At 48.3% G+C, this 25,338-nt stretch carries 25 protein-coding genes and 3 riboswitches; of the genes, 10 read left to right on the top strand and 15 right to left on the bottom strand.

Features of this window, described 5'->3' with window-relative positions; translation table 11 throughout:
• Window positions 1-6 precede the first annotated feature (6 nt).
• From BUC22_RS18960 to BUC22_RS18910, 11 genes are all read right to left on the bottom strand, one after another.
• A complete protein-coding gene (locus BUC22_RS18960) occupies window positions 7-960 on the bottom strand; it encodes a transketolase family protein (protein WP_073383446.1) in 954 nt (317 codons plus the stop codon).
• The gene (locus tag BUC22_RS18955) at window positions 960-1,805 is read right to left on the bottom strand and encodes a transketolase (RefSeq protein WP_227929955.1); all 846 of its coding nucleotides are present in this window, start codon (window positions 1,803-1,805) and stop codon (window positions 960-962) included. The genes BUC22_RS18960 and BUC22_RS18955 overlap by 1 nt, the downstream gene beginning before the upstream one ends.
• Before the next feature lie 270 nt (window positions 1,806-2,075).
• Entirely contained in the window at window positions 2,076-2,462 is a 387-nt protein-coding gene (locus BUC22_RS18950) for an arsenic metallochaperone ArsD family protein (RefSeq protein WP_013382184.1), read from the bottom strand.
• Between the two features lie 71 nt (window positions 2,463-2,533).
• A complete protein-coding gene (gene rsgA, locus BUC22_RS18945; protein ID WP_083591188.1) occupies window positions 2,534-3,853 on the bottom strand; it encodes a ribosome small subunit-dependent GTPase A in 1,320 nt (439 codons plus the stop codon).
• Window positions 3,854-3,991: 138 nt separating this feature from the next.
• On the bottom strand, window positions 3,992-4,270 hold the full coding sequence (locus BUC22_RS18940; RefSeq protein ID WP_073383441.1) for a CD3324 family protein: 279 nt from the start codon (window positions 4,268-4,270) through the stop codon (window positions 3,992-3,994).
• A gap of 447 nt (window positions 4,271-4,717) precedes the next feature.
• Complete coding sequence (locus BUC22_RS18935; RefSeq protein ID WP_013382188.1) at window positions 4,718-5,497, bottom strand: ABC transporter ATP-binding protein; 780 nt, start codon at window positions 5,495-5,497, stop codon at window positions 4,718-4,720.
• A gap of 1 nt (window position 5,498) precedes the next feature.
• Complete coding sequence (locus BUC22_RS18930; RefSeq protein WP_013382189.1) at window positions 5,499-6,545, bottom strand: FecCD family ABC transporter permease; 1,047 nt, start codon at window positions 6,543-6,545, stop codon at window positions 5,499-5,501.
• 97 nt (window positions 6,546-6,642) lie between these two features.
• Entirely contained in the window at window positions 6,643-7,740 is a 1,098-nt protein-coding gene (locus tag BUC22_RS18925; protein WP_013382190.1) for an ABC transporter substrate-binding protein, read from the bottom strand.
• 78 nt (window positions 7,741-7,818) lie between these two features.
• Window positions 7,819-7,936: riboswitch (molybdenum cofactor riboswitch) on the bottom strand.
• On the bottom strand, window positions 7,937-8,776 hold the full coding sequence (locus BUC22_RS18920; protein WP_073383439.1) for a class I SAM-dependent methyltransferase: 840 nt from the start codon (window positions 8,774-8,776) through the stop codon (window positions 7,937-7,939).
• Between the two features lie 141 nt (window positions 8,777-8,917).
• Window positions 8,918-9,454, bottom strand: coding sequence for a flavoprotein (locus BUC22_RS18915; RefSeq protein WP_073383436.1), 537 nt, complete (start codon window positions 9,452-9,454; stop codon window positions 8,918-8,920).
• 129 nt (window positions 9,455-9,583) lie between these two features.
• On the bottom strand, window positions 9,584-10,363 hold the full coding sequence (locus tag BUC22_RS18910) for a formate/nitrite transporter family protein (protein ID WP_073383434.1): 780 nt from the start codon (window positions 10,361-10,363) through the stop codon (window positions 9,584-9,586).
• A gap of 406 nt (window positions 10,364-10,769) precedes the next feature.
• Window positions 10,770-10,893: riboswitch (molybdenum cofactor riboswitch) on the bottom strand.
• Between the two features lie 174 nt (window positions 10,894-11,067).
• Between BUC22_RS18910 and BUC22_RS18905 the strand changes: the two genes are divergently transcribed.
• The 3 genes from BUC22_RS18905 to BUC22_RS18895 all read left to right on the top strand — a co-directional run bounded on the left by BUC22_RS18905 (window position 11,068) and on the right by BUC22_RS18895 (window position 14,570).
• Window positions 11,068-11,403 carry a PadR family transcriptional regulator gene (locus tag BUC22_RS18905; RefSeq protein ID WP_090414986.1) on the top strand — a complete coding sequence of 112 codons (336 nt, stop codon included), beginning with the start codon at window positions 11,068-11,070 and terminating at the stop codon, window positions 11,401-11,403.
• Between the two features lie 2 nt (window positions 11,404-11,405).
• Window positions 11,406-12,383, top strand: coding sequence for a hypothetical protein (locus BUC22_RS18900; protein WP_073383431.1), 978 nt, complete (start codon window positions 11,406-11,408; stop codon window positions 12,381-12,383).
• A 186-nt stretch (window positions 12,384-12,569) separates the two neighbouring features.
• Window positions 12,570-14,570 carry a KUP/HAK/KT family potassium transporter gene (locus BUC22_RS18895; RefSeq protein ID WP_073383428.1) on the top strand — a complete coding sequence of 667 codons (2,001 nt, stop codon included), beginning with the start codon at window positions 12,570-12,572 and terminating at the stop codon, window positions 14,568-14,570.
• Between the two features lie 53 nt (window positions 14,571-14,623).
• Here the strand turns inward: BUC22_RS18895 and BUC22_RS18890 are convergent, their stop codons facing one another.
• Window positions 14,624-15,790: an SAM-dependent methyltransferase gene (locus BUC22_RS18890; RefSeq protein ID WP_083591184.1), complete on the bottom strand. Its 1,167-nt coding sequence runs from the start codon at window positions 15,788-15,790 to the stop codon at window positions 14,624-14,626.
• Window positions 15,791-16,086: 296 nt separating this feature from the next.
• Here BUC22_RS18890 and BUC22_RS18885 point away from each other — a divergent pair, with 296 nt between their 5' ends.
• The 5 genes from BUC22_RS18885 to crcB all read left to right on the top strand — a co-directional run bounded on the left by BUC22_RS18885 (window position 16,087) and on the right by crcB (window position 19,379).
• Window positions 16,087-16,320, top strand: a complete 234-nt coding sequence (locus BUC22_RS18885) for a DUF6718 family protein (RefSeq protein WP_013382202.1) — start codon at window positions 16,087-16,089, stop codon at window positions 16,318-16,320.
• A gap of 197 nt (window positions 16,321-16,517) precedes the next feature.
• On the top strand, window positions 16,518-17,537 hold the full coding sequence (locus BUC22_RS18880) for an FUSC family protein (protein ID WP_073383423.1): 1,020 nt from the start codon (window positions 16,518-16,520) through the stop codon (window positions 17,535-17,537).
• Between the two features lie 108 nt (window positions 17,538-17,645).
• Window positions 17,646-18,506 carry a hypothetical protein gene (locus BUC22_RS18875; RefSeq protein WP_143163952.1) on the top strand — a complete coding sequence of 287 codons (861 nt, stop codon included), beginning with the start codon at window positions 17,646-17,648 and terminating at the stop codon, window positions 18,504-18,506.
• A 100-nt stretch (window positions 18,507-18,606) separates the two neighbouring features.
• On the top strand, window positions 18,607-18,843 hold the full coding sequence (locus BUC22_RS18870; RefSeq protein WP_013382205.1) for a (4Fe-4S)-binding protein: 237 nt from the start codon (window positions 18,607-18,609) through the stop codon (window positions 18,841-18,843).
• Between the two features lie 49 nt (window positions 18,844-18,892).
• Window positions 18,893-18,951, top strand: a riboswitch (Fluoride riboswitch).
• Between the two features lie 44 nt (window positions 18,952-18,995).
• The gene (crcB, locus tag BUC22_RS18865) at window positions 18,996-19,379 is read left to right on the top strand and encodes a fluoride efflux transporter CrcB (RefSeq protein WP_013382206.1); all 384 of its coding nucleotides are present in this window, start codon (window positions 18,996-18,998) and stop codon (window positions 19,377-19,379) included.
• 82 nt (window positions 19,380-19,461) lie between these two features.
• Here crcB and BUC22_RS18860 read toward each other — a convergent pair whose 3' ends face one another.
• Complete coding sequence (locus BUC22_RS18860) at window positions 19,462-20,304, bottom strand: MerR family transcriptional regulator (protein WP_013382207.1); 843 nt, start codon at window positions 20,302-20,304, stop codon at window positions 19,462-19,464.
• Window positions 20,305-20,421: 117 nt separating this feature from the next.
• Between BUC22_RS18860 and BUC22_RS18855 the strand changes: the two genes are divergently transcribed.
• Window positions 20,422-22,149: an ABC transporter ATP-binding protein gene (locus BUC22_RS18855; protein WP_073383419.1), complete on the top strand. Its 1,728-nt coding sequence runs from the start codon at window positions 20,422-20,424 to the stop codon at window positions 22,147-22,149.
• A complete protein-coding gene (locus tag BUC22_RS18850) occupies window positions 22,146-23,984 on the top strand; it encodes an ABC transporter ATP-binding protein (RefSeq protein WP_073383417.1) in 1,839 nt (612 codons plus the stop codon). Before BUC22_RS18855 ends, BUC22_RS18850 begins: the two co-directional genes overlap by 4 nt.
• A 124-nt stretch (window positions 23,985-24,108) precedes the next feature.
• On the opposite strand, the gene BUC22_RS18845 is transcribed toward BUC22_RS18850, so the two are convergent.
• Together BUC22_RS18845 and BUC22_RS18840 are read right to left on the bottom strand one after the other, a co-directional pair.
• Window positions 24,109-24,678, bottom strand: a complete 570-nt coding sequence (locus BUC22_RS18845) for a TMEM175 family protein (RefSeq protein WP_013382210.1) — start codon at window positions 24,676-24,678, stop codon at window positions 24,109-24,111.
• 55 nt (window positions 24,679-24,733) lie between these two features.
• Entirely contained in the window at window positions 24,734-25,243 is a 510-nt protein-coding gene (locus BUC22_RS18840) for a hypothetical protein (RefSeq protein ID WP_073383414.1), read from the bottom strand.
• Window positions 25,244-25,338 lie beyond the last annotated feature (95 nt).

The raw sequence follows: 25,338 nt of genomic DNA, 5'->3' as shown, positions 1-25,338 counted from the left end.
CTCTCCTTATGCTAAATTATGAATGTAAGTTTCAATGGTCTCTGTCAGCTTATCAGCGCTTAAACCATAATAATCTAAAAGTTCACGGTATGGCCCCGTCTGAGTGGACCCGGCCTCAATGCCCAGTACGTGAACCGGTGCGTGGTGCGGCATATCTGAAAGAAGCTCCAGCACACTGCTCCCAAAGCCGCCGGTGGTTATGTGCTCCTCGACTGTGCACATAAGCCGGCAGTTTTTATAAGCGTCGCGGATCAGCTTTTTGTCCAGTGGCTTAACGGTTGTAAAATTAAGCACCTTGACTCTATAGCCCTTTTCTGCCAGCCGCTGTCCTGCTTCCAGCGCGTCAACGCTCAGTGTCCCTGTAACCAGAATGACCACGTCATCGCCAGTGTCCAGAAGATTCTCTCCCTTGCCGATTTCAAAGCTGCGCTTTTCCAGATTCACAGGCATTTCCATGGCGTTTCGCGGCATCCGGATATAAACAGGCCCTTTGCAGGCCACAGCCTTTCTGAGCGACATTTCTACCTCATAGCCGTCGCCGGGATTAAAAATCACCATATTCGGCACTGTTTTTAAAATTGCCATATCCTCCAGCGCCTGGTGTGTAGAGCCCAGATTAGAATGGGACAGACCGCTGCTTGAGCCAATGATCTTTACGTTCATGTTCGCGTAGCCCACATCATTTCGTATCTGTTCAAAGCACCGCATACTGATAAAGGGAGCGATGGCTGATACCACCGGCACTCTGCCGGATTCCGCCAGACCGGCACAAATGCCGATGGCGTCCTGCTCGCTGATCCCAACCTCTAAATACTGTAAGGGCAGCGCCTCTTTAAAAGAATTCATGCCGGAGCCCGCGCCGGAATCACAGGATACCGCCATAACGCGTTCATCTGTTTTTCCAATTTCCAGAAGCACTTCGCCAAAGACATCTCTTGGGTTTAACTTTATTCCTGCCATTATGACCACCCCTTTGCTTCCTGATAGCTGCGTAAATCTTCCAATGCCTGTCTGGCCTCCTCAGAATCCTTTCCAGGATTCCAGTGGTGATACTTCACGTTATTTTCTGCAAAGGACATTCCCTTGCTCTTGACAGTATTGGCAATAACCATCGTTGGCTTTCCTGCCTGAGCAGGCGTCTGTTCAAAAACCTTCAGCATTGCCGCCACATCATGGCCGTCCACAATCTCTACCGCCCATCCAAAGCTTTTATATTTTTCCGCAAGATCTGCGCTGTTGAGCACCTCTTTTGTTGTACCGTTAATCTGAAGACCGTTCCGGTCGATAATGGCAACCAGATTGTCAAGTTTATGGTGGGCTGCAAACATTGCGGCTTCCCAGTTAGAGCCTTCTCCCTGCTCGCCGTCGCCCATGAGGACAAACACACGGCTGTCGTGGTCTTTAAGCTTTGCGTCCAGAGCCATACCGCAGCCAATTGGCAGCCCATGCCCCAGAGCGCCGGAGCTGAAGTCCACACCCCGGAACTTTTTCATATCCGGATGCCCCGGCACGATTGTCCCCAAATGGTTATAGCTATGCAGTACCCGTTCACTCTCAAATCCCTTTTCAATCAGCGTCCCGTACAGCGCCAGGCATTTATGTCCCGCGCTCAGGATAAGTCGGTCTCTTTTTTCCCATTTGGGTTTGTTAACATCGACTTTCATCACTCCAAAGTACAGTGTCGCCAGAATGTCCGTACAGGACAGGGACGGTCCGGCATGACCATCACCATTCTCAATAATGGTTTTTACAATATCATTTCGGATATTAAACGCCTTTCTCTCAATTAATTCGATTTTATCCACAAGTAATTCCCCCTCGGTCATCATTAGTGGTCATGACCAGTTAAGACTAGTATAGTTGCAGTGTAACCGATTGTCAAGCCTTTTCGACCCTCTTAAATTGTCTATATTTTAACGATTTTAACTGGTCATGCTCTTCCAAGACGTAATCTGGTGCTTTTTCTTTTAACCCGTCATGGTGTAAAATTTTTTGGAAACCGACATTAAATTTTTAAGCTTTTTATTAAGAAAAGAGGACCGGCAAGCTTTGCCGATCCTCTCAGAAACCTTTATTTAACAGCAGCAATCCAGATCATTGCCGCATTTACAATTTGACATTTTCTTTTGCATGATGGTTTTTACCAGTTCTTCCTGGCTTAATCCCGACCAGTCCAGCAGCTCTTTGTTGGATGGATACTCGCCGCTCTTGACAATTTTTCCGTCCAGCATTACTGCCGGCAGAGCTTCTATTCCCTTCTCATCCATAAGCTGCCGGATCTCAGGCATCTCCTTATAGAGTGAGGGCTCCTGCATAGGGTTGTAACGGATAATGTCTTTTCCCGCTATTTTCAGATTCTCTACCATGGTGGTGATCCGCATGTATTCTTTATTGCCCATGGGCTCACACTCGCCGGCATAACACTGGATATCCGGATCAAAAATTTCTATATGATGCATCATTATGACACCTGCTTTCGTTTTTTCTTTCTAGATACCCCAAAGCAACAGGACGAAACGCTTTCTGAGTGTTCTTAAGGCTCACACTTTCCGCCAAACACTTCTTCCAGCTTATTGAGGGGAAAGGGTGTACTCGCCAGCGGCTTAACCGCAATGGACATGAGCAGCGCCGGATTGTCATCTGCCGCGATGCGATTTGAACTGAGCGCACCACACAGACGGCACCTGTGAATAACCGCCCACTCTCCGTTTTTCCGGACCCAGACGCTCACTGGCTCCATAACACCATGACATAAGGAGGCGCGGTCCCCGGGCTTTTTATCGACATGGAGGCTTGACAGGCATTTGGGGCAATGGTTCCTGTGCTCACTGCCAGCTCCTTCGGGTGCAACGTGAGCACCGCACACCTTACACACAAAGCTTTCTGTGCAGGCTGTTCGCCTGTAGTCTGGCTTCTGCTGCAGCTTAGACGGTTTCTCTCCCATACTTTGATAGGCATCGTACCGTTCTCTTTCAACAGACTCCTCCCGAAGAGCCTGCAGCACCGCACAGCCTTCCTCATGTGTATGCGTACAGCTGCTGAACGCGCAATGATGGACCAGCCGGGCAATTTCTGGAAAGGTGGTATTTTTTTCATTCTCTGCAACGGCCTGCAGCGCAAAATCACGAAAGCCCGGGGTATCAATAAGGCAGGTATTTTGAGGGCCATACATCATCTGGCTGCTGTGCGTGCTTGGAAATTTTATCGGGGTTTTCACTTCCTCCGAGAGCCTGCTCAGAATTTTATGGATCAGGGTCGATTTACCGCAAGACCGGTCGCCCACGACCACCCCTGTTTTATTTGACACTTCCTCTATCATGGCTTCTATCTCAGCCTGTCCTGACCCGGCAAAGACCAGGTCTGCGGTTTTCCGGTAAAGGTTTATTTTTTTCTCGAGCAGTTCCTTTTCTCTTTTACCGACCAGATCCAATTTGCTGATCAAAATAATGATTTTAACCCCTGCCCGTCTGGCTGCAATAACAGCAGATTCCAGATAACCTGCCTGATGCCTGAAATACTCGGCTGTCGCAACGGCCAAAAGATAGTGCACATTGGCAGCTATTATTATCCTTTCTCCCGGCAAACGCCCGCTTCCCCTGAAAACCTCTGTTTCTCTTGGCAGCACTTCAGATAATCTATACGTATCGTTATCCACAGAGCTTATTGCCACACGGTCTCCAACCACCAGCGCATTTTTCTTTGAAACCATCGTCTGTGGCAGCAGACAGGTCAACAGCTTGTCCCCAGCCCGGACCTGCGCCTGCTTATTCATTATTTTTACAACGGTTGCCTTTATCATTTCTCTCTCTGCATCCTGTATCGAAATGTTTTCTTTTATTTTTTTCTTTTTCATTTGTTTTTCTCCAATCTTTTTTCAGGAATTGCCCCTTTTCTGCAAAAACATTATACATGCTCTTAAATTGGCACAACAACCGCCTTTATTTTTCTGAAATAAAAAAGCGCCGCAGGACTTTTAGCTGCGGCACTCTTATCACTGGTTTTCCAGCTTACATTTTGCAATAATTTTATGTATACTTTTGGGAGACAGGAAATAAATCTCCGAAAGACGGGCGGCGGACACCCCCTCCGTATACTGCTGGTAATTTTCCCGGTTTCTCAAAAGCGTTTCCTGTTTTCGATTGGTATTCTGCCCCCAGCCTTTTCTGTTTGTCTCTTTACGGGGCACATATATGTATTCTCCGTCAATATAATCCTGAATTTTGTCAACAAGTTCTTTTGGCAGCACGTCGCCTGCCTTGATATAGCTCATTATGCTCCTCCTAATTTATTTTTTAGGATTAAGCAAGGGCTATACACAACTCATTATTCTGATGTCATGCGATAACCCCTGCTAAGCACAACGATCCGAAGCGTACTTCATAAACTTTCCCTTTCGTCGTAAATTTGAACACAAAAAGCCCGCGGCCAACACACCACACCTCTAAAGATGCAGAACGCTCCTGCGGGCAGTATAAATCAAATATAAAACCGTACAACCGCAAAAGCCGCTGCACCGCCATGATTCGATAAGTTGAAGCCGTCTGTCTGGTATGTTTCTAAAAAGGTCAACGAAACAAAGGGGTTTGCCCCCATCATCACTGTACCCTTTCAACTGTATTTAGTTGAGAACCCTGTAAACAGACAAAGCCGACATCAACACACCTCTTTCAATCATTTTTCTAAATTATAACATCCGGGCCGTTTCTTGTCAAAACCCTTAAATCTTGGCCGCAATGCATGCCATCCGCTCTGCCTCCTCCACATAGACCAGGTGCAGGGCCGTGCGGTATACGGCACTCAGCGTTTTTTCACTTAATATATCGCTTACTGTGCCTGTTAACATGTGCCCGTCCCGGTCCAGGATGCCTGCCTTCCCCTCAAGCAAAATCGGCTGGTCCGGGTTATGGGTAGTCATGATAACTGCGTAATCCCGGCCACACAGTTTTTTGATGAGCCGCATAATGTTTAATTGATTGCCGTAATCCAGCGCGGAGGTCGGTTCATCAAAAAGAATAATTTCCGGCTGCTGAACGATGGCTCTGGCAATACATGCCTGCTGCTTTTCACCACCGCTGATCTGAGTGCAGAGACGGTGCGCGAGGTGTTCAATGCCGAGCAGCGAAATGGTTTCATCTACAATTTCGTAATCTTTTTTCTTTGGTGTCACCAGCATTCCCACATGCGCGGCCCTTCCCATGGCGATGTAGTCCCGCACAGAGTAGCCGTAGGTTATCTCCGTGGTCTGAGGCACATAGGCAATTTTAAAGGCCGTTTCTCTGGAGCTCATTTTATCCAGACGAGCACCGTCCACCAATATCTCCCCGGTTGTCAGAGGCGTCAAGTTTGCAAGGGAATTAAGGAGCGTTGACTTACCCGCTCCATTTGGGCCAAGGATGGTAAAAATCTCTCCCTTTTCCAGTGTGAATGAAATATCGGTAAAAACATTTTCCCTAGTTGGATAGGAGAAGCCAGCTTTTTTCACTTCCAGTAAGGCCATATCACGCACTCATCCTTTGCTTGATCAATACCCAGGTAAAGAAGGGCGCTCCGATAAAGCCGGTTAAAATACCAAGGGGAAGCTCCCCACCGGTAAGCGTCCGGGCCAGGGTATCAATGATGATCAGAAATGCGGCGCTGAGCAGTGTGGTGACCGGCAGCAGCCGCACATTGTTACTGCCCACCACCATTCTTCCAAGGTGAGGCATAACAAGCCCGATCCATCCAATGGTTCCGCTCATACATACTGCCGAAGCCGTCAGCACGGTAGAGCAGATGATGGCAATCCCTCTCTCAAAGCGCAGGTTAACGCCCAGAGACCGCGCCTCATTATCCCCGAGAGATAAAATATTAATCCGCCACCGCATGATAATAAGCACTGCGCCGCTGATGATCATAATCGGCGCAATGGCCATAAGCGTGGGATAGGTGACCTTCGCGATGCTCCCCAGCTGCCAGTAGGTCATGTCAGGCAGTTGGGTATCCGTATCTGCAATGTATTTTGTGAGGCCAATGATCGAATTCATAAATCCGCCTACGATCACACCGGCCAATACCAGCATCATGGTTGAATTACGGTGCATCAGCTTTGGAATAGAGGTGGTGACAAACACGGTTAAAAGACCGCCCGCAAAGGCCAGCACCTGTGTCATTCCACTCCCCAGACTCATCAGGATTGCAACAGCCGCGCCCACACAGGCTCCGGCGGAAACCCCCAGAAGATCTGGCGATACCAGAGGGTTTTTAAACATCCCCTGATAGGTGGCCCCGGCCAATGCCAGGGAACCACCGACCAGGACAGCAGCCAGTACACGCGGCAGCCGCAGGTTGATAATAACATCATACATTGTCTTATCCCAGGTTGGGGTGATGGGGAATATCTGGGACAGCAGTATTTTGACAGCCTGTATTACCGGCACATGATAACGCCCCACACACAGCGCTGTTAAAATAAGTACAATAACAATAACCGCCGCCAGTGTCAAAACCAGTCCAAGCGGCCTGTCTTCCGGATTTTTCACCCTGTTTTCTTTTATATCTCTCGCCATACAGTTTTGTCCTTTTATTTTCAAAAAAGCCGCCGGGCAATCGGCGGCTTTGACTGTTTATTCTTTCATATTATTTCTTTATGCCCTTTAATCCGGCTTAGCGTCCGTCCGGGGCATTTTTGCCAGCTAAAATCGCATCCGCATATTCATCTGAAAGATCATAGCCTAAATAATCTTTGTAGAAGGAAATGGTTTCCTTTTTCATGTCAATGTCCTCGAATTTATCCGGATATAGGGTTTTAGCCACCCAAAGCACCTGCAGCGCAGACTCTGAACCAAAGCGGTCCCACTGGAAGGTTCCCTGCGGGTTGCGGTAAACCTTACCGTCCTGAACCGCCTTCAGGTTTGCCAGTGAAGCGTCGCTCATCAAGGCATCATAGGCGTCTGCCTGTCCAGTTCCGCCAACAATGATCACATCCGGATTAATGCTCAAAAACTGCTCCGGTGTAATTTCCTTGCTCATTCCTTGAAGAATCCCATCAGTGGATAATTTTCCACCAGCCATGGTCAGCCATTCTTCCTGCATTGTACCGTTTCCGGTTGTTTTGTAAGGACTGGTGCCGCTCTGTCCATCGACATAGTGTACAACAGGCTTGTCCTCATCTTTTACGTCCTTTAAACGGTCCTGAACCAGCTTAATGTTCTTTTCCAGATACTCAACGTACTTGTCAGCCCGTTCCTTTTCGCTGGTTCCCAGCGCTTCACCGGTTTTTAAGACAGATTCCTTTAAACCTTCATAATTATTGAACATCATACACGCTGCGTTAAGCCCTGCAGCACGGTAAGCTTCGGCGTCCTCATCACTGGAGGTAATGACCAGATCCGGTTTCAGGTTCAACAGCTCTTCAGCGGTCACGTCGCCATTTCCGCCGACTGTCTGTTTTTCCATAATGGCTGGATTAACGATCTGCATCCAGGTAAAGCTTGGCTTCTGCAGGGTGGCCATGTAGGCAGTCTGTTTATCCTGCCCTCCCAGTGTGATCATAATCTGGTTGCTGGACGGCCAGAGGTTAATAACCGACTTCACTTCTGCCGGAACCGTCACCTCAACGCCTGACATATCGGTAATGGTGCGGTCTCCGTCCGCATTGTCTGACTTCGCTGTATCACCGTTGTTTTGTGAACAGCCAGCTGCAGCAAAGCTGAGAAGCACCAGCACCAGCAAAACAGATAGGGTTTTTTTAAATTTTTTCATTTCTCACATCTCCTTCTTTCCCTATATTTTATATATAAAAAAGGGCATACTCCGTTTAAGAATATGCCCGTTTGGTATCAAACAGCTCAATTGCATTCTTCTCAAATACGGAAAGCGCAGGCGTTTCCCCCTACACTCATCGGTCCGCAGCCATGGGACTTCCTTTAGGCCTGTAGACTCGAATGCATATTTAATTTTAAAGCTCCAGTTTTCCCGGTTTCCACCACATGACGTAGGTTTCAGTCTCACGCCTGAAAGAGACGCCGCCTCCCGGTAAATCCGTAAGCCACTCATCCACGTTTTTCCTGAAAACTTTTTCCCGATCTTCCGGTACTGGATGCAGGGTTCTCAAATCATTGTAGGCTGCTTCCCGGCTTTCGTAATCGCAGTGAAAGCCATCTGCCACAATTTTAACGTTAGGGTTTACGCCCATATCGTAGAGCAGATTAAAATTCACATTATATCCAAGCAAACGGTTCATTGGAGGTATTGGCCTCAGCGCATCATCCACACCGTAAAACAAAGCGTCGTGCACATGCTTCAAGCTGGGGTTTTTGGCCCAGCAGAGAATAAAGACATATTTATTTGCCAGTGCATTCAGCTTGATGAGATCAGCGAGGGCTGTTGTCCGTGACGCGATGACAATATCGTGCTTTTCGATATTTTCCCCGGGCTTCACATCATCCCAATTCAAAAGCCGGGTGGTCAGATTTGACACACCGGCAGCGGCAGCGTTTTCCTGACACTTTTCCAGCATTTGCTGGGACACATCCAGGCTGGTGACACTTTTCGCCATACCGGCAATCGGCACAGAAAGCCTGCCAGGCCCACAGCCCACGTCCAATACTGTATCTTCCTTTGTAATAATCAAAGCGTCCAGCTGATTCTGTGTGTACTCTCTTTCCAGCTGTGCCATTTTATTGTACATACGCGCAACCGCGCCCCACATTTTTGCAGGGTCGCTGTTCATTGGGCTCGCCTTGCCTGCCGGATGGCTTAATTCTGAAATTGCCGCCCAGTTTACTAATCCATTCATAGCTTCACCACATTTCCTGTTTTACTGGATTATTTTTTTAGTTGATTCTGAAAATATTTCCTATTACATTTTATCTCTTTTATTTAAAATTGTCCATGCTGTTTCCAACAAAGACAATTTTTTACCCTACTTTTCCATTTTCTAAATTTCTGTCATTTTCTCCAATGCCTTGATGATCGTCTGGAAAATCTGTTCATTAGACGGCATGCGGTTGGGCGCTCTGCCCTCCCCGTTTTCAACAAAAATACAGCCATCTTCCTTTAAAGTCTGGATATTCCGCTGCACACTGGGCTTGCTGTACATCATCGGATTAATGTTATTGGCAAACACAATGGGGGCTGTGGTGGAAAGAATGGTCGTCGTCAGTAAATTATCCGCTATGCCATTGGCCGCTTTGCCAATGGTATTGGCCGAGGCTGGAGCGATCAGCAGCAAATCAGACTGGTCAGAGGTTTTGTGCTCAGGATCCCATACCTTTGGTTCCTCAAACTGGTCGATTTCAACCGGATTCCCCGACGCGCGCCGCAATGGAAGCGGTGTAATAAAATTAAGGGCATTCGGGGTTAATATCACCTTTACCTCTGCTTTTTCATTTCGCAGCATCCGGATGAGTCCAGGAATCTGGTCAACCGGCGTACATGCCGTAATCCCAATGGTTATGTTTTTTCCAATCAGCATTTTCATTTCTCCTGTAAACATTTAAATTTTCTCATTCATTATAGCACAGATAAAACAGAAGACATAAACCGCTTTCAAATTTATATTAAGAATACCCTTATATATATAAAGGTATTCCTTTATCATTCTCTAGTTATTTTTACGAATGTATGCATAATAGTAAGCGCATGGTACGATTATGGCGCCGCCGATAATATTGCCGAGTGTGACAGGCAGCAGATTGTTGATAAACATCTGCCCCCAGCTGACATCTGCCCCCAGGAAAATTCCAAGAGGAATATAGGTCATATTGGCAACACTATGTTCAAAGCCCGCAAAAACAAAAAGCATGATCGGAAACCAGATCGCAAAGATTTTGCCGATCATATCCTTTGAGCCGGCCTGCATCCAGCACGCTAAAACAACCAGCATATTACATAGAATACCGCGGATAAGCGCTGTTGAAAAAGGCATCCCAGCCTTTGCCTGTGCAACGGCCACCGCTTTTTCCAGCACCGCGTCTGCATAAAGACCGCTTTTGGCCAAAACAAAAGCCAACAAAATCGATCCGATTAAATTGCCGATATAAACAACCACCCAGTTTGTCAGCATCCCTTTGATGGTAATTTTTTTATCCATCAGGGCCAGTGTCATCAGGTTATTGCCTGTAAACAGCTCTGCGCCGCATAATATTACCATCATCAAGCCTGCCGGGAATACCGAAGCGCCAATAAACTTAGCGAGCATAGCCTCGCTTAAGGCGCCTTTGCCAATTCCTGTCGCCAGTAAAAATCCATGGGCGCCAAAGCCAATAAAAATACCTGCAAAAATGCCGAGAATCAGCATTTTACCAATGGAGAGGGAGGCCTTTTTCACACCATTCCCAACCCACACTTCTCCGATCTCCGCCGGAGAAAGAAAACCATTCATTTCACGCACCTCCTGAATGTTTATTTCAGAATTATATCATAACTTCAAGCGTTGTAAAAGTATAAATTTTTATCCTATTTAGCCTTATTTTTATATTTTAAACATTATAAAATAGCATCAAATCGCTATAACGTTAATTTTTAAGAAATTTTTATAAGTTAAATATAAAAATAACTTATATTTCAAAACACAAAAAGCAGAACCGCATGGTCCTGCTCCATTCAGCAAAGGATTCAAACGGCCGCCGAGGATGCGACGGCCCTTTGACTTGGTAGATTATATAGCTTAGTGCCTTTTGTTTTTAATGACAAAAGGCAGCAGGAGCTCATGGATAAAATAACCATCTTTTGAAAAATCATTAAAAAAGGGCATACTTCTCCCGTGTCGAAATATGCCCCTGAAAATTTTCAGGAATCATCTGCATTCTTCTCAAACACGGAAAGCATATCCGTTTCCAGATATACTCATCGGTCCCCGGCCATGGGGGCTTCACTTCCTTTAGGCTTTTGGACTCGAATGCGGTTATTTTTTTGTTTATTTCTTCCAGATAAACTGAAACCAATGTTACGTTTATTATAAATCATTTCCAGCATGAAGTCCAGCCTTTTCTTTCAGACATTTTCAAACAAAATACTGTATCTTCTTGACATACTGTGTATAACACACTATAATGTGATTAACAGCAAATAAAGGAGGGCCGTCATTTGGAAAAGGATAGTGTTTTGTCAAGTATGGTATCAGAGCTGCGCCGGGGAACACTGGTGCTCTGTGTTTTAAGCCAGCTGAAAATACCCATGTACGGCTACAATCTGGTAAACACACTCAATGAAAAGGGTATCGCGGCAGAGGCAAATACGCTCTACCCGCTGCTCAGACGCCTCGAAAGCCAGGAGCTTCTCGAAAGCTCCTGGCAGACAGACGGACCAAAGCCGCGAAAGTACTACCAGACGACTGAATTCGGCAATGAAATTTGCCGGCAGTTAAAACAGCATTGGGATAAAACAGTCAGCAGCATAAATCAGATTTTTGAGGAGGAATAAAAATGAAAAACGAACTGATTGATCGGTATGTCTACGCGGTTACAAGGCGGCTGCCTGCCCGACTGCGAAACGATATTGACAAAGAGCTGCACTCGCTCATCGAAGATATGCTGGAGGCCCGGTGCGATGGTCTGATGCCTGAAGACCGTGATGTCCGGGTCATTCTCACGGAGCTGGGAACCCCGTCAGAGCTGGCCATGAGCTATATGCCTGAAGGCCGCGACCACCTTATCGGCCCTGCCTATTACAGCCAATACAAAATGGTTACCGGCATCGTTCTGGCTTCTGTGACCTTCGGGCTTGTTCTTTCTGGATTTATCTCATTTTTCACGGACAGTCACGAGGCACTGTACATTACCCTTTTCTCATGGATTGGTACACTGATCACTGGCCTTATCGCTGCTTTTGGCGCGGTTACTTTTATTTTCGCGGTCTTTGAACGAAAAAATGTCGCCCTTAATTTTGGCGGCAGTGAGCTTGACAGTCTGCCCCCGGTTCCAGAAAGAAAATCTGTTATTCCAAAGGGAGAGCCCATCGCCGGCATCATTTTTTCTGTGATCTTCTGTGTAATCTTTCTGGCCGCTCCTCAGATTATCTGCGCAAAATTCAGCGCAGATCAGCCTTTTATCCCTGTGTTTAACGTAGACCGCATTCACCAGCTATGGTATGTCTTCGCAGGCTTCACGATCCTCGGCATTATGAATGAAAGCTTTAAACTCTATGAAGGCCGTTACACTAAAAGGCTGGCTATTGTCACAGTGGTCTCAGGTGTCCTGAGCGCAGCTCTGACGCTGATCCTTCTGTCTGATCAGCAGATTTTAAACAGCGCTTTTATCGCAGCGATTTCCAGCAGCTTGTCGAATGCAGCCGTCACAGGCTTTCTAACCCATTTTAACCTGTACTTCATGGCGATCATTCTTTTTGCGCTCCTTCTTGAAATGGGTGTCACCCTGTTCAAAGGCTTCTGGTATGACCGTTAAGGAATTGCAGCAGACCTGGCAGCTTCTGCCGGGTCTATTTTCTTTATAACTTTTCATAAATTTCTTGTTAAAAATATATAAATTTTCCGATAAAAGGGTATAAGTATTCGAAACATTCGTGTCCGCAGTGTTTTGCAACACGGAGGTTGTCTTTTAATACACCAAGAGGAAAAGTAGAGGATTAAAATGAGACACTTAAAAAAATCGACAGAAATTCCTGTTAGCCTGGGCGCTGCCATTGTAGCCCTTGGCGTCGTCTACGGTGATATCGGCACCTCGCCGATGTATGTTATGAAGTCGATCATTGCCGGCAACGGCGGCCTGAACGCCATCGATGACAACCTGATCCTGGGAGCCCTGTCCCTGGTGATCTGGACCGTCACACTCCTTACCACAGTCAAGTATGTTCTTATCGCACTCAAGGCCGACAATCACGGCGAGGGCGGTATTTTTTCGCTGTACAGCCTGATTAAAAAGTACAAGGCCTGGCTCATTGTCCCTGCCATGGTGGGCGGCGCGGCGCTTTTGGCCGATGGGATTCTCACCCCGGCTGTCACAGTTACAACTGCCATTGAAGGACTTCGGAGCCTGCCGTTTATCTACCGTTTTCTGGGCGATGAGCAGAGCCGCATTGTCATGATTACACTTGTCATCATAGCGATTCTGTTTTTTGTCCAGCGGGCTGGTACCAAATCCATCGGTAAGTCTTTTGGCCCGGTCATGACCGTGTGGTTTCTCTTTTTGGCCATTTCAGGCATTGCCAACATGGCTGGCAACTGGGAAATTCTGAGGGCCTTTAATCCTCTCAGAGGCGCCGCCATTCTGTTCAGCCCAGACAACCAGGCCGGCGTCATGATTCTCGGCAGTGTGTTCCTGGCGACCACCGGGGCCGAGGCGCTCTATTCAGACATCGGCCACGTGGGAAGGGGCAATGTCTATGCCAGCTGGCCCTTTGTCAAAGTCTGTTTGATCTTTAACTATCTGGGCCAGGGCGCCTGGCTCATGGCAAACAAGGGGAATACCACACTGGGCACTCTGCCTGATCTCAACCCTTTTTTCCAGATGCTCCCAGACAATATCCGTATTTTCGGTGTGCTTCTGAGCACTCTGGCAGCCGTTATCGCATCTCAGGCTCTGATCACCGGCACCTTCACACTGGTATCTGAAGCGATCAGCCTTGACCTTATGCCGCACATGCGCATCACCTATCCCTCTGAAACCAAGGGACAGCTCTATATCCCTCTGGTCAACCTGATCATGTGGCTGGCCTGCAGCGGCGTCATTCTCTATTTCCGTTCCAGCGCGCGGCTTGAATCTGCCTACGGGCTGGCCATTACGCTGACCATGCTCATGACCACACTGCTGCTGTTTATGTATCTGCGCTGCCTGAAAGGTCTGAAAATTCTTCCTTTTATCTTTCTGGTCTTTTTTGGCGGGCTGGAGGGGACCTTTTTTCTCTCAAGCCTTTCAAAATTTGAAAGTGGCGGCTATGTGGCGCTGCTCATTGCGGCGATTCTTTTTGCGGTTATGGCCGTATGGCACCGTGGAACAGACATCGAGCGCTCTCAGGCCCTTAAGCTGCATATTTCGGACTATACCGCCATGTTTGGAGATGTTCACAGTGACAACAGGCTCATCACAGTATCGGATAATCTGGTCTACCTGATGAACGAAACCGAGGGTGACACCATCGACCGCGACATTTTATATTCTATTTTCGACAAAAAGACAAAGCGAGCAAGAGCCTACTGGTTTGTCAGCGTCAGTGTGACTGATGAGCCCTACACCCGGGAGTATACCGTTGACAGCTTTGGCACTGATTATCTTTTCAGGGTAAAACTGTACCTCGGCTTTAAGGTAGACCAGCGTATCAATGTCTATCTGCGCCAGATTGTCGGCGATCTGATCACCAGCCATGAGCTCCCGCCACAGCAGCGCCGGTATTCCATTGGCGACAACAGCACTGTAGGGGATTTCCGGTTCTGCATTCTGCGCAAAATGCTGGTACCCGAAAGTGACATTCATCCCTCTGACTGGGCCGCTGTTTCCTTAAAATATATGATCCGCCGCGTCGCCGGTTCTCCGGTGCAATGGTATGGCCTGGAAAACGCTTCGGTGATTGTGGAGTATGTACCGCTCTTTATCAAAATGAAAGCGTCCAATCCCTTAAAACGGGTAGACGTATGACCCTGTTTCAAACAAAAAAGAGAACCGCGATTTTCCGGTTCTCTTTTTTATTTTTAATACCATCTGGTCATCGGCAGGTCGTTATTCACGCCTTTGGTCATCAGAATCTGGCTCAGGTCGATGATCCCATTGTGGAAGGTTGCGGCGCAGGAGCAGAGGTATAGATCCCACATTCGGATAAATTCATCGTCAAACATTTCGCGCACCTCATCCAGATGCTCTCTGAAGCCCTTGTCCCAGCAGAGCAGAGTCTTGGTATAATGCCGTCTCAGGCTCTCCACATCAATGACGTAAAAGCGGTGCGAGGCAGCCAGGCTGATCATTTCTCTGAGCGAGGGGATCATGCCGCCCGGGAAGATATACTTTTTAATCCACGGGTCACCCGGATGTTCCTCCAGAGCACTGATATAATGCAGCAGAAAGAGCCCTTTGGGGTTCAACACCTTATCCGCGCAGGACAAGAAAAGATCATAATTGTCTCTTCCCACATGCTCGACCATGCCCACGCTGACAATACGGTCAAAGGTCTTTCCATATTTTGGCAGATCCCGGTAATCCATCAGCTCTGCTGTCAGCTGGCCTTCCAGCCCTTCCTCTGCAATGCGCTCGCTGAATTTTTTGTGCTGCTCAAGACTCAGGGTAATGCCCACGCCGTTGATTCCGTATTTTTTGGCGGCCTCGATCAGGAGGAATCCCCAGCCGCACCCAATATCCAGAAGGCTCATTCCTTCTTTCAGGTACAGCTTTTCAAGGATATAATCGACCTTATTGACCTGAGCGTCATAGAGGGTATCGTCTGGATTTTTAAAATAACCGCAGGAATAGCTCAGCGTATCGTCCAGCCATAGCCTGTAAAAATCATTGCCGATATCGTAGTGGGAGGATACCTCATCCTTTTGGTTTTTCTTGGAATTTGAGGTGAAGATCAGCTTTTTCAGGGCAGTTTTATCCAGAGAAAATTTACCCATCTGACCAAGAAGCTGGTCAAGCGCCTGGAAAAGGTCGCCTTCCACTTCGATATCGCCGCGCATGTAGGCTTCGCCCAGTGCCAGCGAGGTGCTGCGTCTGAGCTCCTTTATGTCCAGACTTTTGTTAAACCGGACCACAAAGGCCGGTTTGCCCTCGCCCACTAAAACTTCTTTTCCGTTTATTTTAATCAAAAACGGATTTTCGTCAAACTTTTTCAAAAATTGAATCATCAGATTGTCTTCAAGCTTCATGTTCATTCTCCTTATATCGTCATAGCTCAAATGCACGGTTGGGCGCGTAACATTTCAGAGCTTTACTTTATAAATTGTACACCCCTTTAAGAAGTATTGTCAAACTAACATATTTCAATAATTTTTACCCGTTTTATGCGATTTTAAACGTTATATATAATTAATTTTTATATTAAAAAATGTTTTTATTTTCGCTGAAAACGGATTCTTTTTTGACAGGACTATTTTTTATCTCTATCCCTTTTCCGCACTGCCTGTTACTGTGCTATAATAAAAACAAAAAGGAATGAATCAAAATGGCTTATCTAATTGCCCGACAATTCGACAAACCCGGCTGCATCGCCATCAAATCTGAGGCTGGAGACGCACTGAAGGAGCAGGCCCGCCGCCTGGCAAAAATGACCATTCACACCGGCGTACAGGTCAGCGTCGTCTATAACGAAGAGGATTTTGAGGAGTATGCTCCTCAGACCATTTACGAGGATCATGACGCCTTTTTTACCGAAGTGCTGGATCTGGCGGAATGGTAGCGCTCTTCACAAAAGCTTTTCTTAAGCTTTTTTAACAACCGTTTCAAAAAGTTTCAATCCATTATTTTTATTTCATTGAACGTAAAATTGCAACCGGATTCAGCAAAATTCCTCTAAATTGACGTTCTTGTTTTTTGTCTTTTATTCCGTTATCATATTATTTATAAGTGATCAATAAAGGATTGGAGGAATACTGCTTGACATTAAATAAGACGACGGTAAAAGCCGGATTTAAAACCTTCTGTATCAATACAGCACGTTTTGCGTTCATCCTTCTTTTTATCAGCCTTTTCGCGCATTTTTTTGGTCAGGAAAATCTCCTGCCGTCCATTGCCATTATCGTTGCCCTTTTGACCTTTCCGGCCTGCGATATGGAACTGAAACCCGGTTCCATGACCTTTCTGCTTTTCTTTTTCTTTGCAGGCTCAGGTCTGGTTTCTGCCCTTTCTCTTATCAACGTGTGGGCAGGCCTTCTGCTGAATTTTGTTTTTATTTATCTGATGATGGCCTTCTGCTCGGAGCCCTCTGTGCTCAGACCGCACATTATCTTTTTACTCTGCTATATTTTCTGCCAGTCCACCCCTGTGACAGGACACGCCTTTGTCCTCAGGATGGCCGGGCTTTTAGCCGGCGCTGCCATCACAGCCATTGTCACTGCTGTTTCCTGGAAAATAAAGGGCTTTGATCCTGCCAGGCAGCGCAGCCTGAAGGAGCAGGCCCAGCTCTGCCGGAAAAAGGACCATGCTTTTATTCTGAAGATGACACTGGGCCTTACACTGGCCATGTTTATCGGGATGGCCTTTGGCCTTAAAAAGCCGCTGTGGATCAGCATTGTGGTGATGTCGCTGACGCAGATTGATTACAGCGAAACCCTCACACGGATCAAGCACCGTTCCATCGCCACACTGGCGGGAATTGTTCTTTTCGTGCTGCTGTTCCAAATGCTGGTGCCCGAAGGATATGGCGGCGTTCTGATCCTGGTTCTGGGCTATATCGGCAATTACCAGTTTGCCAAGCCCTATAAATATCAGCAGCTCATTAACTTCATGAGCGCTCTTTTCGCATCGCTGGTGCTCTTTGACCTTACCTCGGCCATTATCAACCGGGTGCTTTGCCTGCTGACAGGCATTCTGATTGTTGTCGCCATCCGCCACCTTGGGGCTTTTGCCCGAAAAACCTTTTTCAGCCCAATGGCGCCGGGCCCCGAAAATCAGTGACTTTATATAAAGGATGGGTATGCTCCCATCTTTTTTTATTTCCAATTGAAAATCGGGACAAGTTCTGATAAGATTAAAGTTACCCACAACATTTAGGAGTAAATGCTGATGAAACCACTAAAACTATGGAAACGAATGGCGCTGCGCGGTAAAGTACTTACCATTATTTTACTGCTTCTGCTAATTTCTGCTATTGTCGGGATTGGCGCTGCCGTTTATCATATACCGCTGTTGGTTCAAAACCGGGCGGTTCAGTCTGTCAACGCACTTTTTACTGAAAACGATGCGGGGCTGGCCGAAGGCGTTGCACAGAATACCGGCCAGATCTCTGACAGCATTAAAAAGGCCAATCAGATCAAGGATGAGGCTATGCGCAGCTTTCTGCTGCAGCGCACCGCCACTGCCCAGAAAATGGCCGATGTCCTTAACGGGGTTTCTGCCCTTTATCAGACAAAGGAAGATGGGTCCCGCCTGGTCGTGAGGACCATACAGCCATTCCAGGTCGACAACATCAATAAAAATCTGACCGAGCTGGACGCTATGGGAAAAACAGATTTCACGGCAGCGGTTCGACAGGATTTTGCCGATGCTCAGAACCAGTACAATATTTACAAACAGATCAACGACCTGCTGAACGCCCAGTTTACAGACGGATCCGCCCGAAACGCGCTTTCTGAGGATGCCTCCTCGGATGCCTGCGATGAGGCTCAGGAGCTGGTGGCTCAGCTTGAAAACCCCGATACCCAGACGGATATGAATTTTGCAATCGGCCAGGTGAGAAAAAAGGTTGAGGAGCAGGAAGCCGCCCAGGAGGCTGCCCGCATCGCTGAGGAAGAAGCCCGCGAGGCCGAACGAAAGGCTGAGGAGGAGGCTAAAAAGGCCGAGGAAGAAGCGAAAAAGAAAAACAATCCTGCCGAACAGATTAAGGATGCCATCAATTCAGTCATAAAACCCAATAAAACGGAATAATCAGAGCCTCCCTTATCGGAGGCTCTTTTTTGTTTAGAACGGCTCAAAATGGATATATTAAACAAGAATCTTTTTAAATCCAATAAAGGAGTGAATGACTTTGACAGAAAAAGAACTGATTGAAAAAGGCTATAAAAAATACACTGGCAAGGATATTGACGTTTTCTATAATAAAGACATGTGCTGCCACTCAGGTAATTGTACCCATGGCAACGGAGAGGTGTTCAAGGTCTGCCGCAGGCCCTGGGTTCTGCCCGACAACGCCGCTGCCGAGGAGGTAAAGGCTGTTGTGGAAACCTGTCCCAGCGGCGCTTTACAATACATTATGAAAAAATAAATTTCTGAAACTGTTCTCATCTTTACACGGACAGTGCGTTCCGTTATAATGGTCTCAGGGCGATGGAGTTCGCCTAAACCGCATAATGCTGATGACTCCTGTTTCTTACAGAAGCAGGAGCTTTTTAATTTTTTGACAAGGAGTGTAACATCATGTTTGAAGTTTTATCCGTAGGCGTGGGCGGCTTTGTAGGCGCTGCGCTCCGTTATCTTATCTCCAGCGGTATTGCCCGCTTTATGGACAGCCGGCTGCCTCTTGGAACCCTGTGCGTAAATGTGTTTGGAGGACTGCTCATGGGCTTTATTATGCAGTGGAGCCTCCAGAGCGCCGGCCTCCCGCCAAGAATGCGGCTCTTTCTGACCACCGGTCTTTTAGGCGGCTTTACCACCTTCTCGACCTTCAGCTACGAGACCATGAGCCTGATCGGCGAGGGTGCCTGGATAACCGCAGCGGCCAATGCCGGGCTCAACCTGATTCTGAGCCTCGCTGGCGTCATCGCCGGACAGCTGCTGGCAAAAACAGTCCTTTCCTCTTAGCCCGAGTCCAGGGACTGTACAAATTTTTTCTTTAAAAAAACATCCTCAAAAGACTCAAAAGGCCCGGGAATTTCCCGGGCCCTTATTTTTTATCATCCTCTGGCGGCTTTTCTACCTTTACAGATACCTGAAACAGATAATCATCCGGGTTCTGGACAGCGATCTCGTCCAAGATGGATTCCCGGTAGCCGCAGCCGTCAATGACCAGGCCATTCTCCTCAATATACGCATTGATCTGCTCATACAGCTCATCAACACTGTCATAATTTCCGTAGATGTAGCCCACCGCGTAATAGCCCGCGGGCCTGAGGCCAATGTGCGGCAGTGCCATGGGTTCATCAAGTCTCGCAAAATACCAGGTTGGAAAATGCCACTCTCCCCGCAGCAGGCTTTCCATGGACACAATATCCCCTACCGGATAGCCATAGCTGATGTTGTAGAGCGCGCAGTATTCATAGAATTCCTGGATAATATCCCAGATCGACTCATCATCGACATTTGAGATGTCCGGGCTGATAAAAATACGCTCGGCCGGCATATACTCTACGGAGATCTTGCCCGTATCAATGGTACTGCTCGCGCGCGTCATCTCGATTCTGGACCCCATCATATCACTGATCCTCTTGAGGCTGCAGATCTCCGCGTCAATCTTGGCCTTCCGCTCCTCAAAGAGCGCCACCAGCCTTTCAGGGGTCCTCTCATCCAGATAAATCTTGATATCCTTTAAGGGCGTCCCGATTTCCTTCAGAGCGTAAATCGCACTGATAACATCCAGCTGTGGATAAGAGTAATACCGGTATCCGCTTTCAGGATCCACTGTCTCCGGGCAGAAAAGGCCAATTTTATCATAATATATGAGCGTTTTTCGGCTGACACCCGCGAGCTTTCCAAACTCACTGATGGTCAGCATTCCCTTGTTTTCCATGCTTTAGCCTTCCTTAAACCTAATTTTTTTCGTTTTTCTACTTGACTGTACAGTTACTCTACAGTTTATAGTAACATACATCGAACCGGAGTACAATACCTATGGGAAGGAGACAAAATGACTCGATTATTCAAATTTATAATTCCATATCGTAAAACACTCATCCTTGTCGTTGTGCTGCTGTTTCTGCAGACACTGGGAACCCTCTATATCCCGACCCTCACGGCAGATATCGTCAATAACGGTATCGTCTATGGGGATATTCCCTATATCATCAGAACCGGCGGCATCATGCTGCTTTTTGCCGTATTGACTGGGGTTTTTGCTATTTTAGGCACCTGGTTCTCGGCCATTCTCTCGTCCGGCACTGGCCGGGATATCCGAAACGCGCTGTTCAGAAAAGCCCAGCGTTTTTCAATCAACGATTTTAACAGCATTGGCACCGCGTCCATGATCACACGCAATACCAGTGACGTCAACCAGATTCAGCAGGCCCTGATCATGGTGCTCCAGATGATGCTGCCTGCCCCGATCATGGCCATCGCAGGCCTGATCCTGGCCTTTTCAAAAAATGCCTTTATGGGGGGTATCATCGTGGTGACCATGGTCATCTTTATGATTCTGGCGGTCATCATCGAGCGCAAGACCATGCCTTTGTTCGGCCTGCTGCAGACCGGAATGGATAAAATCAACCGATTTATGCGGGAATACATTACCGGGGTGCGGGTTATCCGCGCCTTTAACCGGACCGATTTTGAGCGCAGGCGTGTCAACACCTCCTTTGAGGCTTATGCTCAGACCGCTATCCGCATCAACAAAATCTTCGCTGTGGCCATGCCTCTGGTGCTCATGCTCTTAAACCTCTGCACACTGGCCATTATCTGGTTCGGGGGTATACAGATCGGGCAGGGCGCCATGGAGATTGGCGATATTATGGCTGTGATCGAATACGCCATGCTCATCCTGTTTTACCTGGTCATGGCTGTGATGGTCTTTACTATGATTCCAAGGGCTGAAGCCTGCGCCAAGCGTATCTCTGAAGTTCTTGAGCTTGATCCTGAGATCGCCGACGCCCCGGCCGAGCTGACCGCTGAGCTTTCTGAAGAAAAGCTGGCTTTCCACCACGTAACCTTTTGCTATCAGGGCGCGGAGGAGCCTGTCTTAAGCGATCTGAATTTCAGCTGCAGAGCCGGGGAAACCACTGCGATCATCGGCGGCACCGGCTCAGGTAAATCGACCATCGCCAGCCTGATCCCCCGTTTCTATGACATTCAGGCTGGCACCATCACCATCGACGGGGTGGATATTAAAACCCTTTCCCAGAAAGCCCTCCGGGATAAGATCGGCTTTGTCCCCCAAAAGGCCTTTTTATTTTCCGGCACCATTGCCGATAACCTGCGCTATGGAAAGGAGGACGCCACCATGGATGAACTGCGCCGGGCAGCCCGTATCGCCCAGGCAGACGCCTTTATCGGCGATTTGAAATATGGCTATGAGACACGCGTGGCCCAGGGCGGCAACAACTTTTCTGGCGGACAGAAGCAAAGGCTCGCCATTGCCCGGGCTCTCGTAAAAAAAGCGGATGTCTATATTTTTGATGACAGCTTCTCCGCGCTGGATTTTAAGACTGACGCCAACCTCCGTGCCGCTTTAAAGGCTGAGGTCCACGGCGCTGCCATCATTGTGGTGGCCCAGCGGGTCAGCTCCATTGTGGACGCAGACCAGATTATTGTACTGGACAACGGCGTCATTGCTGGAAAGGGCACCCACCGCGAGCTGCTTGAAAATTGTCCGGTCTACCGTGAAATCGCGGAATCACAGTTAAGTAAGGAGGAATTAGCATGAGCGAACATCAGGAAACCGAAGTCCTTTCCTTTGACGGCGGTATGTCCGCCGAGAAGGCACGCTATGCCGGGAAAACAGCCAAGCGGCTTTTTTCAAAGCTCTTGGAGCAAAAGGGAAAGCTGATCATTGTGCTGATTTCTGTGGTTTTCAGCTGCACCTTTACCCTGGCTGCCCCTATGGTGATCGGCCAGGCCATCAACCAGATTTTTGACAGCGTCCGCCACGCCGTTGAGACCGGCACCACCTTCACCATTAATCTGGGAGCCATGGGCCAGATACTGGGGCTGCTGCTGGGCTTATATGTTCTCAGCGCTGCCTTTAACTATCTGCAGCAATACCTTATGGCCAGCGTATCCCAGAGGCTGACCCTGACCCTGCGGGAGTCCCTGAGCGCCAAGCTTGCGCGGATGCCCCTGAAATATTTCGACAATCATAAAAAAGGCGATATCCTGAGCCGTACCACCAACGATCTCGAAAAAGTCGCGGACACGCTCCAGGAGGGACTGATGCAGTTTATCATCACAGTGGTCACCATCATCGGCGCGGTGATCCTGATGCTGTCCATCAGTCCGCTGCTGACACTGATCGCCTTTGTGATGATCATTATCGGCATGGTCATTACCGCTCTGGTGGCCCGCCGCAGCCAGCACTGCTTTGCCAGAAACCAGAAAACCCTCGGCGAATTAAACGGCCATATCGAGGAATTCTTCACAGGCCAGGTGGTCATCAAGGCCTTTAACCGGGAGGACGCCTCCACCCAAACCGTCGAGGAGGTCAATGAGCGCCTCTACACAGCCAGCCGCAACGCCCAGTTTATCACCTTCGCGGTCAACCCGCTGATCCGCCTCATGAACCAGATCGGTTATGTACTGATCGCGGTCCTCGGCGCGTTCTTTGTTATCCAGGGACGGCTGTCCCTTGGGGTTATCCAGGCTTTCTTCCAGTATGTCAACCAGGCCTCTGAGCCGATTACCGAGGCAGCTTATATCTTTAACTCCATGCAGGCTGCCATCGCCTCGGCCGAACGTGTCTTTGAGGTGCTGGATGAGGAGGACGAGGTGCCCGACATCGCTCCGGCCAAATCACTCACTGATCCCAAAGGCGATGTCCGGTTTGAGCATGTCCGGTTCGGCTACAGCCCTAACCGTCTGCTGATGAAGGATATCAGCATTGATGTAAAGGCTGGGGAAAAGATTGCGATTGTCGGCCCGACCGGCGCAGGCAAGACTACGCTGATCAATCTGCTCATGCGCTTTTACGAGCTGGACGGCGGACGCATCCTGATCGACGGCATTGATATCCGCGATCTGCGCCGTGGCGACCTGCGCTCACAGTTTGGCATGGTGCTCCAGGATACCTGGCTCTTTGGCGGGACCCTTGAGGATAATATTGCCTACGGGCGGGGCGCCGCCACCAAAGAGGAAATTGTGAGCGCTGCCAAAGCCGCCCGGGCAGACCACTTCATCCGCACCCTGCCAAATGGCTACCAGACCATCCTGAATGATGAAGCCTCAAATATCTCTCAGGGGCAAAAACAGCTGCTGACCATCGCCCGGGCCATTCTGGCAGATCCGGCCATCTTGATCCTGGATGAGGCGACCTCCAGCGTCGATACGCGGACCGAGCTCGAAATCCAGAAGGCCATGGACCACCTGATGAAAGGGCGCACCAGCTTTGTCATCGCCCACCGGCTGTCCACCATCATCGACGCTGACCACATCCTTGTGATGAAAAACGGGACCATCGTGGAACAAGGCACCCACCAGGGGCTACTTACACAGAACGGCTTTTACGCCGACCTGTACAACAGCCAGTTTACCGTCAAGGCGTCCTAACGCTCAGACAAAAGCTCTCTGCTGAAATTTATTAACACACCGCCCCTTATGCTCAAAAGACTCAAAACCCTGCTGTTTAAGGTTTTGAGTCTTTTTTGAGTCTTTTGAGGACAGGCTTTCTGTTTTAAAAAAACTTTTCCACCCGCCGGTTGGGAATAAACCAGATGATAATGACCACATAGCAGCCGACAAGGGTGAGTACAGGGTTGATAAAGGCAAGCCCCAGCGAGATACCGTTGATCACAAGTGTGACCGGGACCTTCCAGTCATGCTCGATGGCCTTGTAAACCGCCGAGTCCACACCGCCTGCTGAAGCCAGGATATGGTTCAGAAAAAAATAGGAAATACTGACGAGCATAAAAAGCACTCCGTAGGTGATCTCCGGGGCAAAGCCGCCCATAAAGGTTCCCACCCAGCTGGTTGCCGCTGGAATCAGGGACAGGAAAAAAAGCCAGAAAGAATTAGCCCACATGACCTTTCCGTTAATCTTCTCTGCGAGCTGGAACATATGGTGATGGTTGTTCCAGTAAACCGTAAAGAGCAGAAAGCTGAGGATATAGGCAAAGAGCTGCTCCTTTATTTCAAAAAGCGCCTCAAAAGTAGGCTCATCCGGAATTTTGATCCCTAAGATTAAAATCGTCATTAAGATGGCCAGCACTGCGTCAGTGTAGGCTTCTAAACGTCCTTTTTGCATGCGTTTCTCCTTAATCGTATTGATTAAGGATTACCCAATTTTTTAAAATCAAACCTCAGGACACCGCCTGGCAGACACCCTCCAGTGCCTTCAGATCCTTAACGCCGACATTCTCAGGGCAATAGACCGAATAGGCAAAGTTGTCTGGTGTTACCCAGCAGGCCAGCGCCTCACCCGTATCCTTGCTGACTGGGGTAAAGTAAACGTCGATGGTGCCTGTATTGGTGAGGATATCCCCTTTCTGCAAAAACACCGCCTGGTCGCTGAAACTCGTGTAAACCCCGCTGATATCCGCAGACCGCGAATAATGGGCCTTTCTGACAATGTAAGTCCGGTTGTCACGGATAAACTGCACCTGAGCCACTGCCCCGTCCACCACCGAGTAACGGGCGGCCCCCATATTTTCCGGCAGGCTGTCAAATGTAAAGTCCAGGCCGCCTTCATTTTGGAACGCCTCCGCGTTTGCCAGCTTTTCAGTATGCGGGTCACTCTGCTGTGACGGGCCGCAGGCCGACAGGATAAAAACCAGGACCACTGCCATGAACAGACAACAAAATTTTTTCATCTTACCGCTTCCTTTTTTCTGTTTCAGGATTAAAATTTCTTTTCTCTCATCATAACAGCCCTCAATCGGGCTGTCAATGAAAGCCTTTAAATTTT

The sequence above is a fragment of the Eubacterium callanderi genome, assembly GCF_900142645.1.
GTDB classification, from domain to species: domain Bacteria; phylum Bacillota; class Clostridia; order Eubacteriales; family Eubacteriaceae; genus Eubacterium; species Eubacterium callanderi.
This window is presented reverse-complemented; position numbering and strand designations above follow the sequence as displayed.

What these genes read in the sequence shown, in the direction of transcription:
- BUC22_RS18915 (WP_073383436.1), bottom strand. Translation starts at nt 9,454, where the DNA reads ATGCTGATTGGAAAAAACATAACCATTGGGATTACGGCATGTACGCCG.
- BUC22_RS18935 (WP_013382188.1), bottom strand. Translation starts at nt 5,497, where the DNA reads ATGGCCTTACTGGAAGTGAAAAAAGCTGGCTTCTCCTATCCAACTAGG.
- BUC22_RS18890 (WP_083591184.1), bottom strand. Translation starts at nt 15,790, where the DNA reads ATGAAGCTTGAAGACAATCTGATGATTCAATTTTTGAAAAAGTTTGAC.
- BUC22_RS18895 (WP_073383428.1), top strand. Translation starts at nt 12,570, where the DNA reads ATGAGACACTTAAAAAAATCGACAGAAATTCCTGTTAGCCTGGGCGCT.
- BUC22_RS18855 (WP_073383419.1), top strand. Translation starts at nt 20,422, where the DNA reads ATGACTCGATTATTCAAATTTATAATTCCATATCGTAAAACACTCATC.
- BUC22_RS18930 (WP_013382189.1), bottom strand. Translation starts at nt 6,545, where the DNA reads ATGGCGAGAGATATAAAAGAAAACAGGGTGAAAAATCCGGAAGACAGG.
- BUC22_RS18850 (WP_073383417.1), top strand. Translation starts at nt 22,146, where the DNA reads ATGAGCGAACATCAGGAAACCGAAGTCCTTTCCTTTGACGGCGGTATG.
- BUC22_RS18925 (WP_013382190.1), bottom strand. Translation starts at nt 7,740, where the DNA reads ATGAAAAAATTTAAAAAAACCCTATCTGTTTTGCTGGTGCTGGTGCTT.
- crcB (WP_013382206.1), top strand. Translation starts at nt 18,996, where the DNA reads ATGTTTGAAGTTTTATCCGTAGGCGTGGGCGGCTTTGTAGGCGCTGCG.
- BUC22_RS18860 (WP_013382207.1), bottom strand. Translation starts at nt 20,304, where the DNA reads ATGGAAAACAAGGGAATGCTGACCATCAGTGAGTTTGGAAAGCTCGCG.
- BUC22_RS18840 (WP_073383414.1), bottom strand. Translation starts at nt 25,243, where the DNA reads ATGAAAAAATTTTGTTGTCTGTTCATGGCAGTGGTCCTGGTTTTTATC.
- BUC22_RS18845 (WP_013382210.1), bottom strand. Translation starts at nt 24,678, where the DNA reads ATGCAAAAAGGACGTTTAGAAGCCTACACTGACGCAGTGCTGGCCATC.
- BUC22_RS18885 (WP_013382202.1), top strand. Translation starts at nt 16,087, where the DNA reads ATGGCTTATCTAATTGCCCGACAATTCGACAAACCCGGCTGCATCGCC.
- BUC22_RS18960 (WP_073383446.1), bottom strand. Translation starts at nt 960, where the DNA reads ATGGCAGGAATAAAGTTAAACCCAAGAGATGTCTTTGGCGAAGTGCTT.
- BUC22_RS18920 (WP_073383439.1), bottom strand. Translation starts at nt 8,776, where the DNA reads ATGAATGGATTAGTAAACTGGGCGGCAATTTCAGAATTAAGCCATCCG.
- BUC22_RS18875 (WP_143163952.1), top strand. Translation starts at nt 17,646, where the DNA reads ATGAAACCACTAAAACTATGGAAACGAATGGCGCTGCGCGGTAAAGTA.
- BUC22_RS18940 (WP_073383441.1), bottom strand. Translation starts at nt 4,270, where the DNA reads ATGAGCTATATCAAGGCAGGCGACGTGCTGCCAAAAGAACTTGTTGAC.
- BUC22_RS18950 (WP_013382184.1), bottom strand. Translation starts at nt 2,462, where the DNA reads ATGATGCATCATATAGAAATTTTTGATCCGGATATCCAGTGTTATGCC.
- BUC22_RS18910 (WP_073383434.1), bottom strand. Translation starts at nt 10,363, where the DNA reads ATGAATGGTTTTCTTTCTCCGGCGGAGATCGGAGAAGTGTGGGTTGGG.
- rsgA (WP_083591188.1), bottom strand. Translation starts at nt 3,853, where the DNA reads ATGAAAAAGAAAAAAATAAAAGAAAACATTTCGATACAGGATGCAGAG.
- BUC22_RS18900 (WP_073383431.1), top strand. Translation starts at nt 11,406, where the DNA reads ATGAAAAACGAACTGATTGATCGGTATGTCTACGCGGTTACAAGGCGG.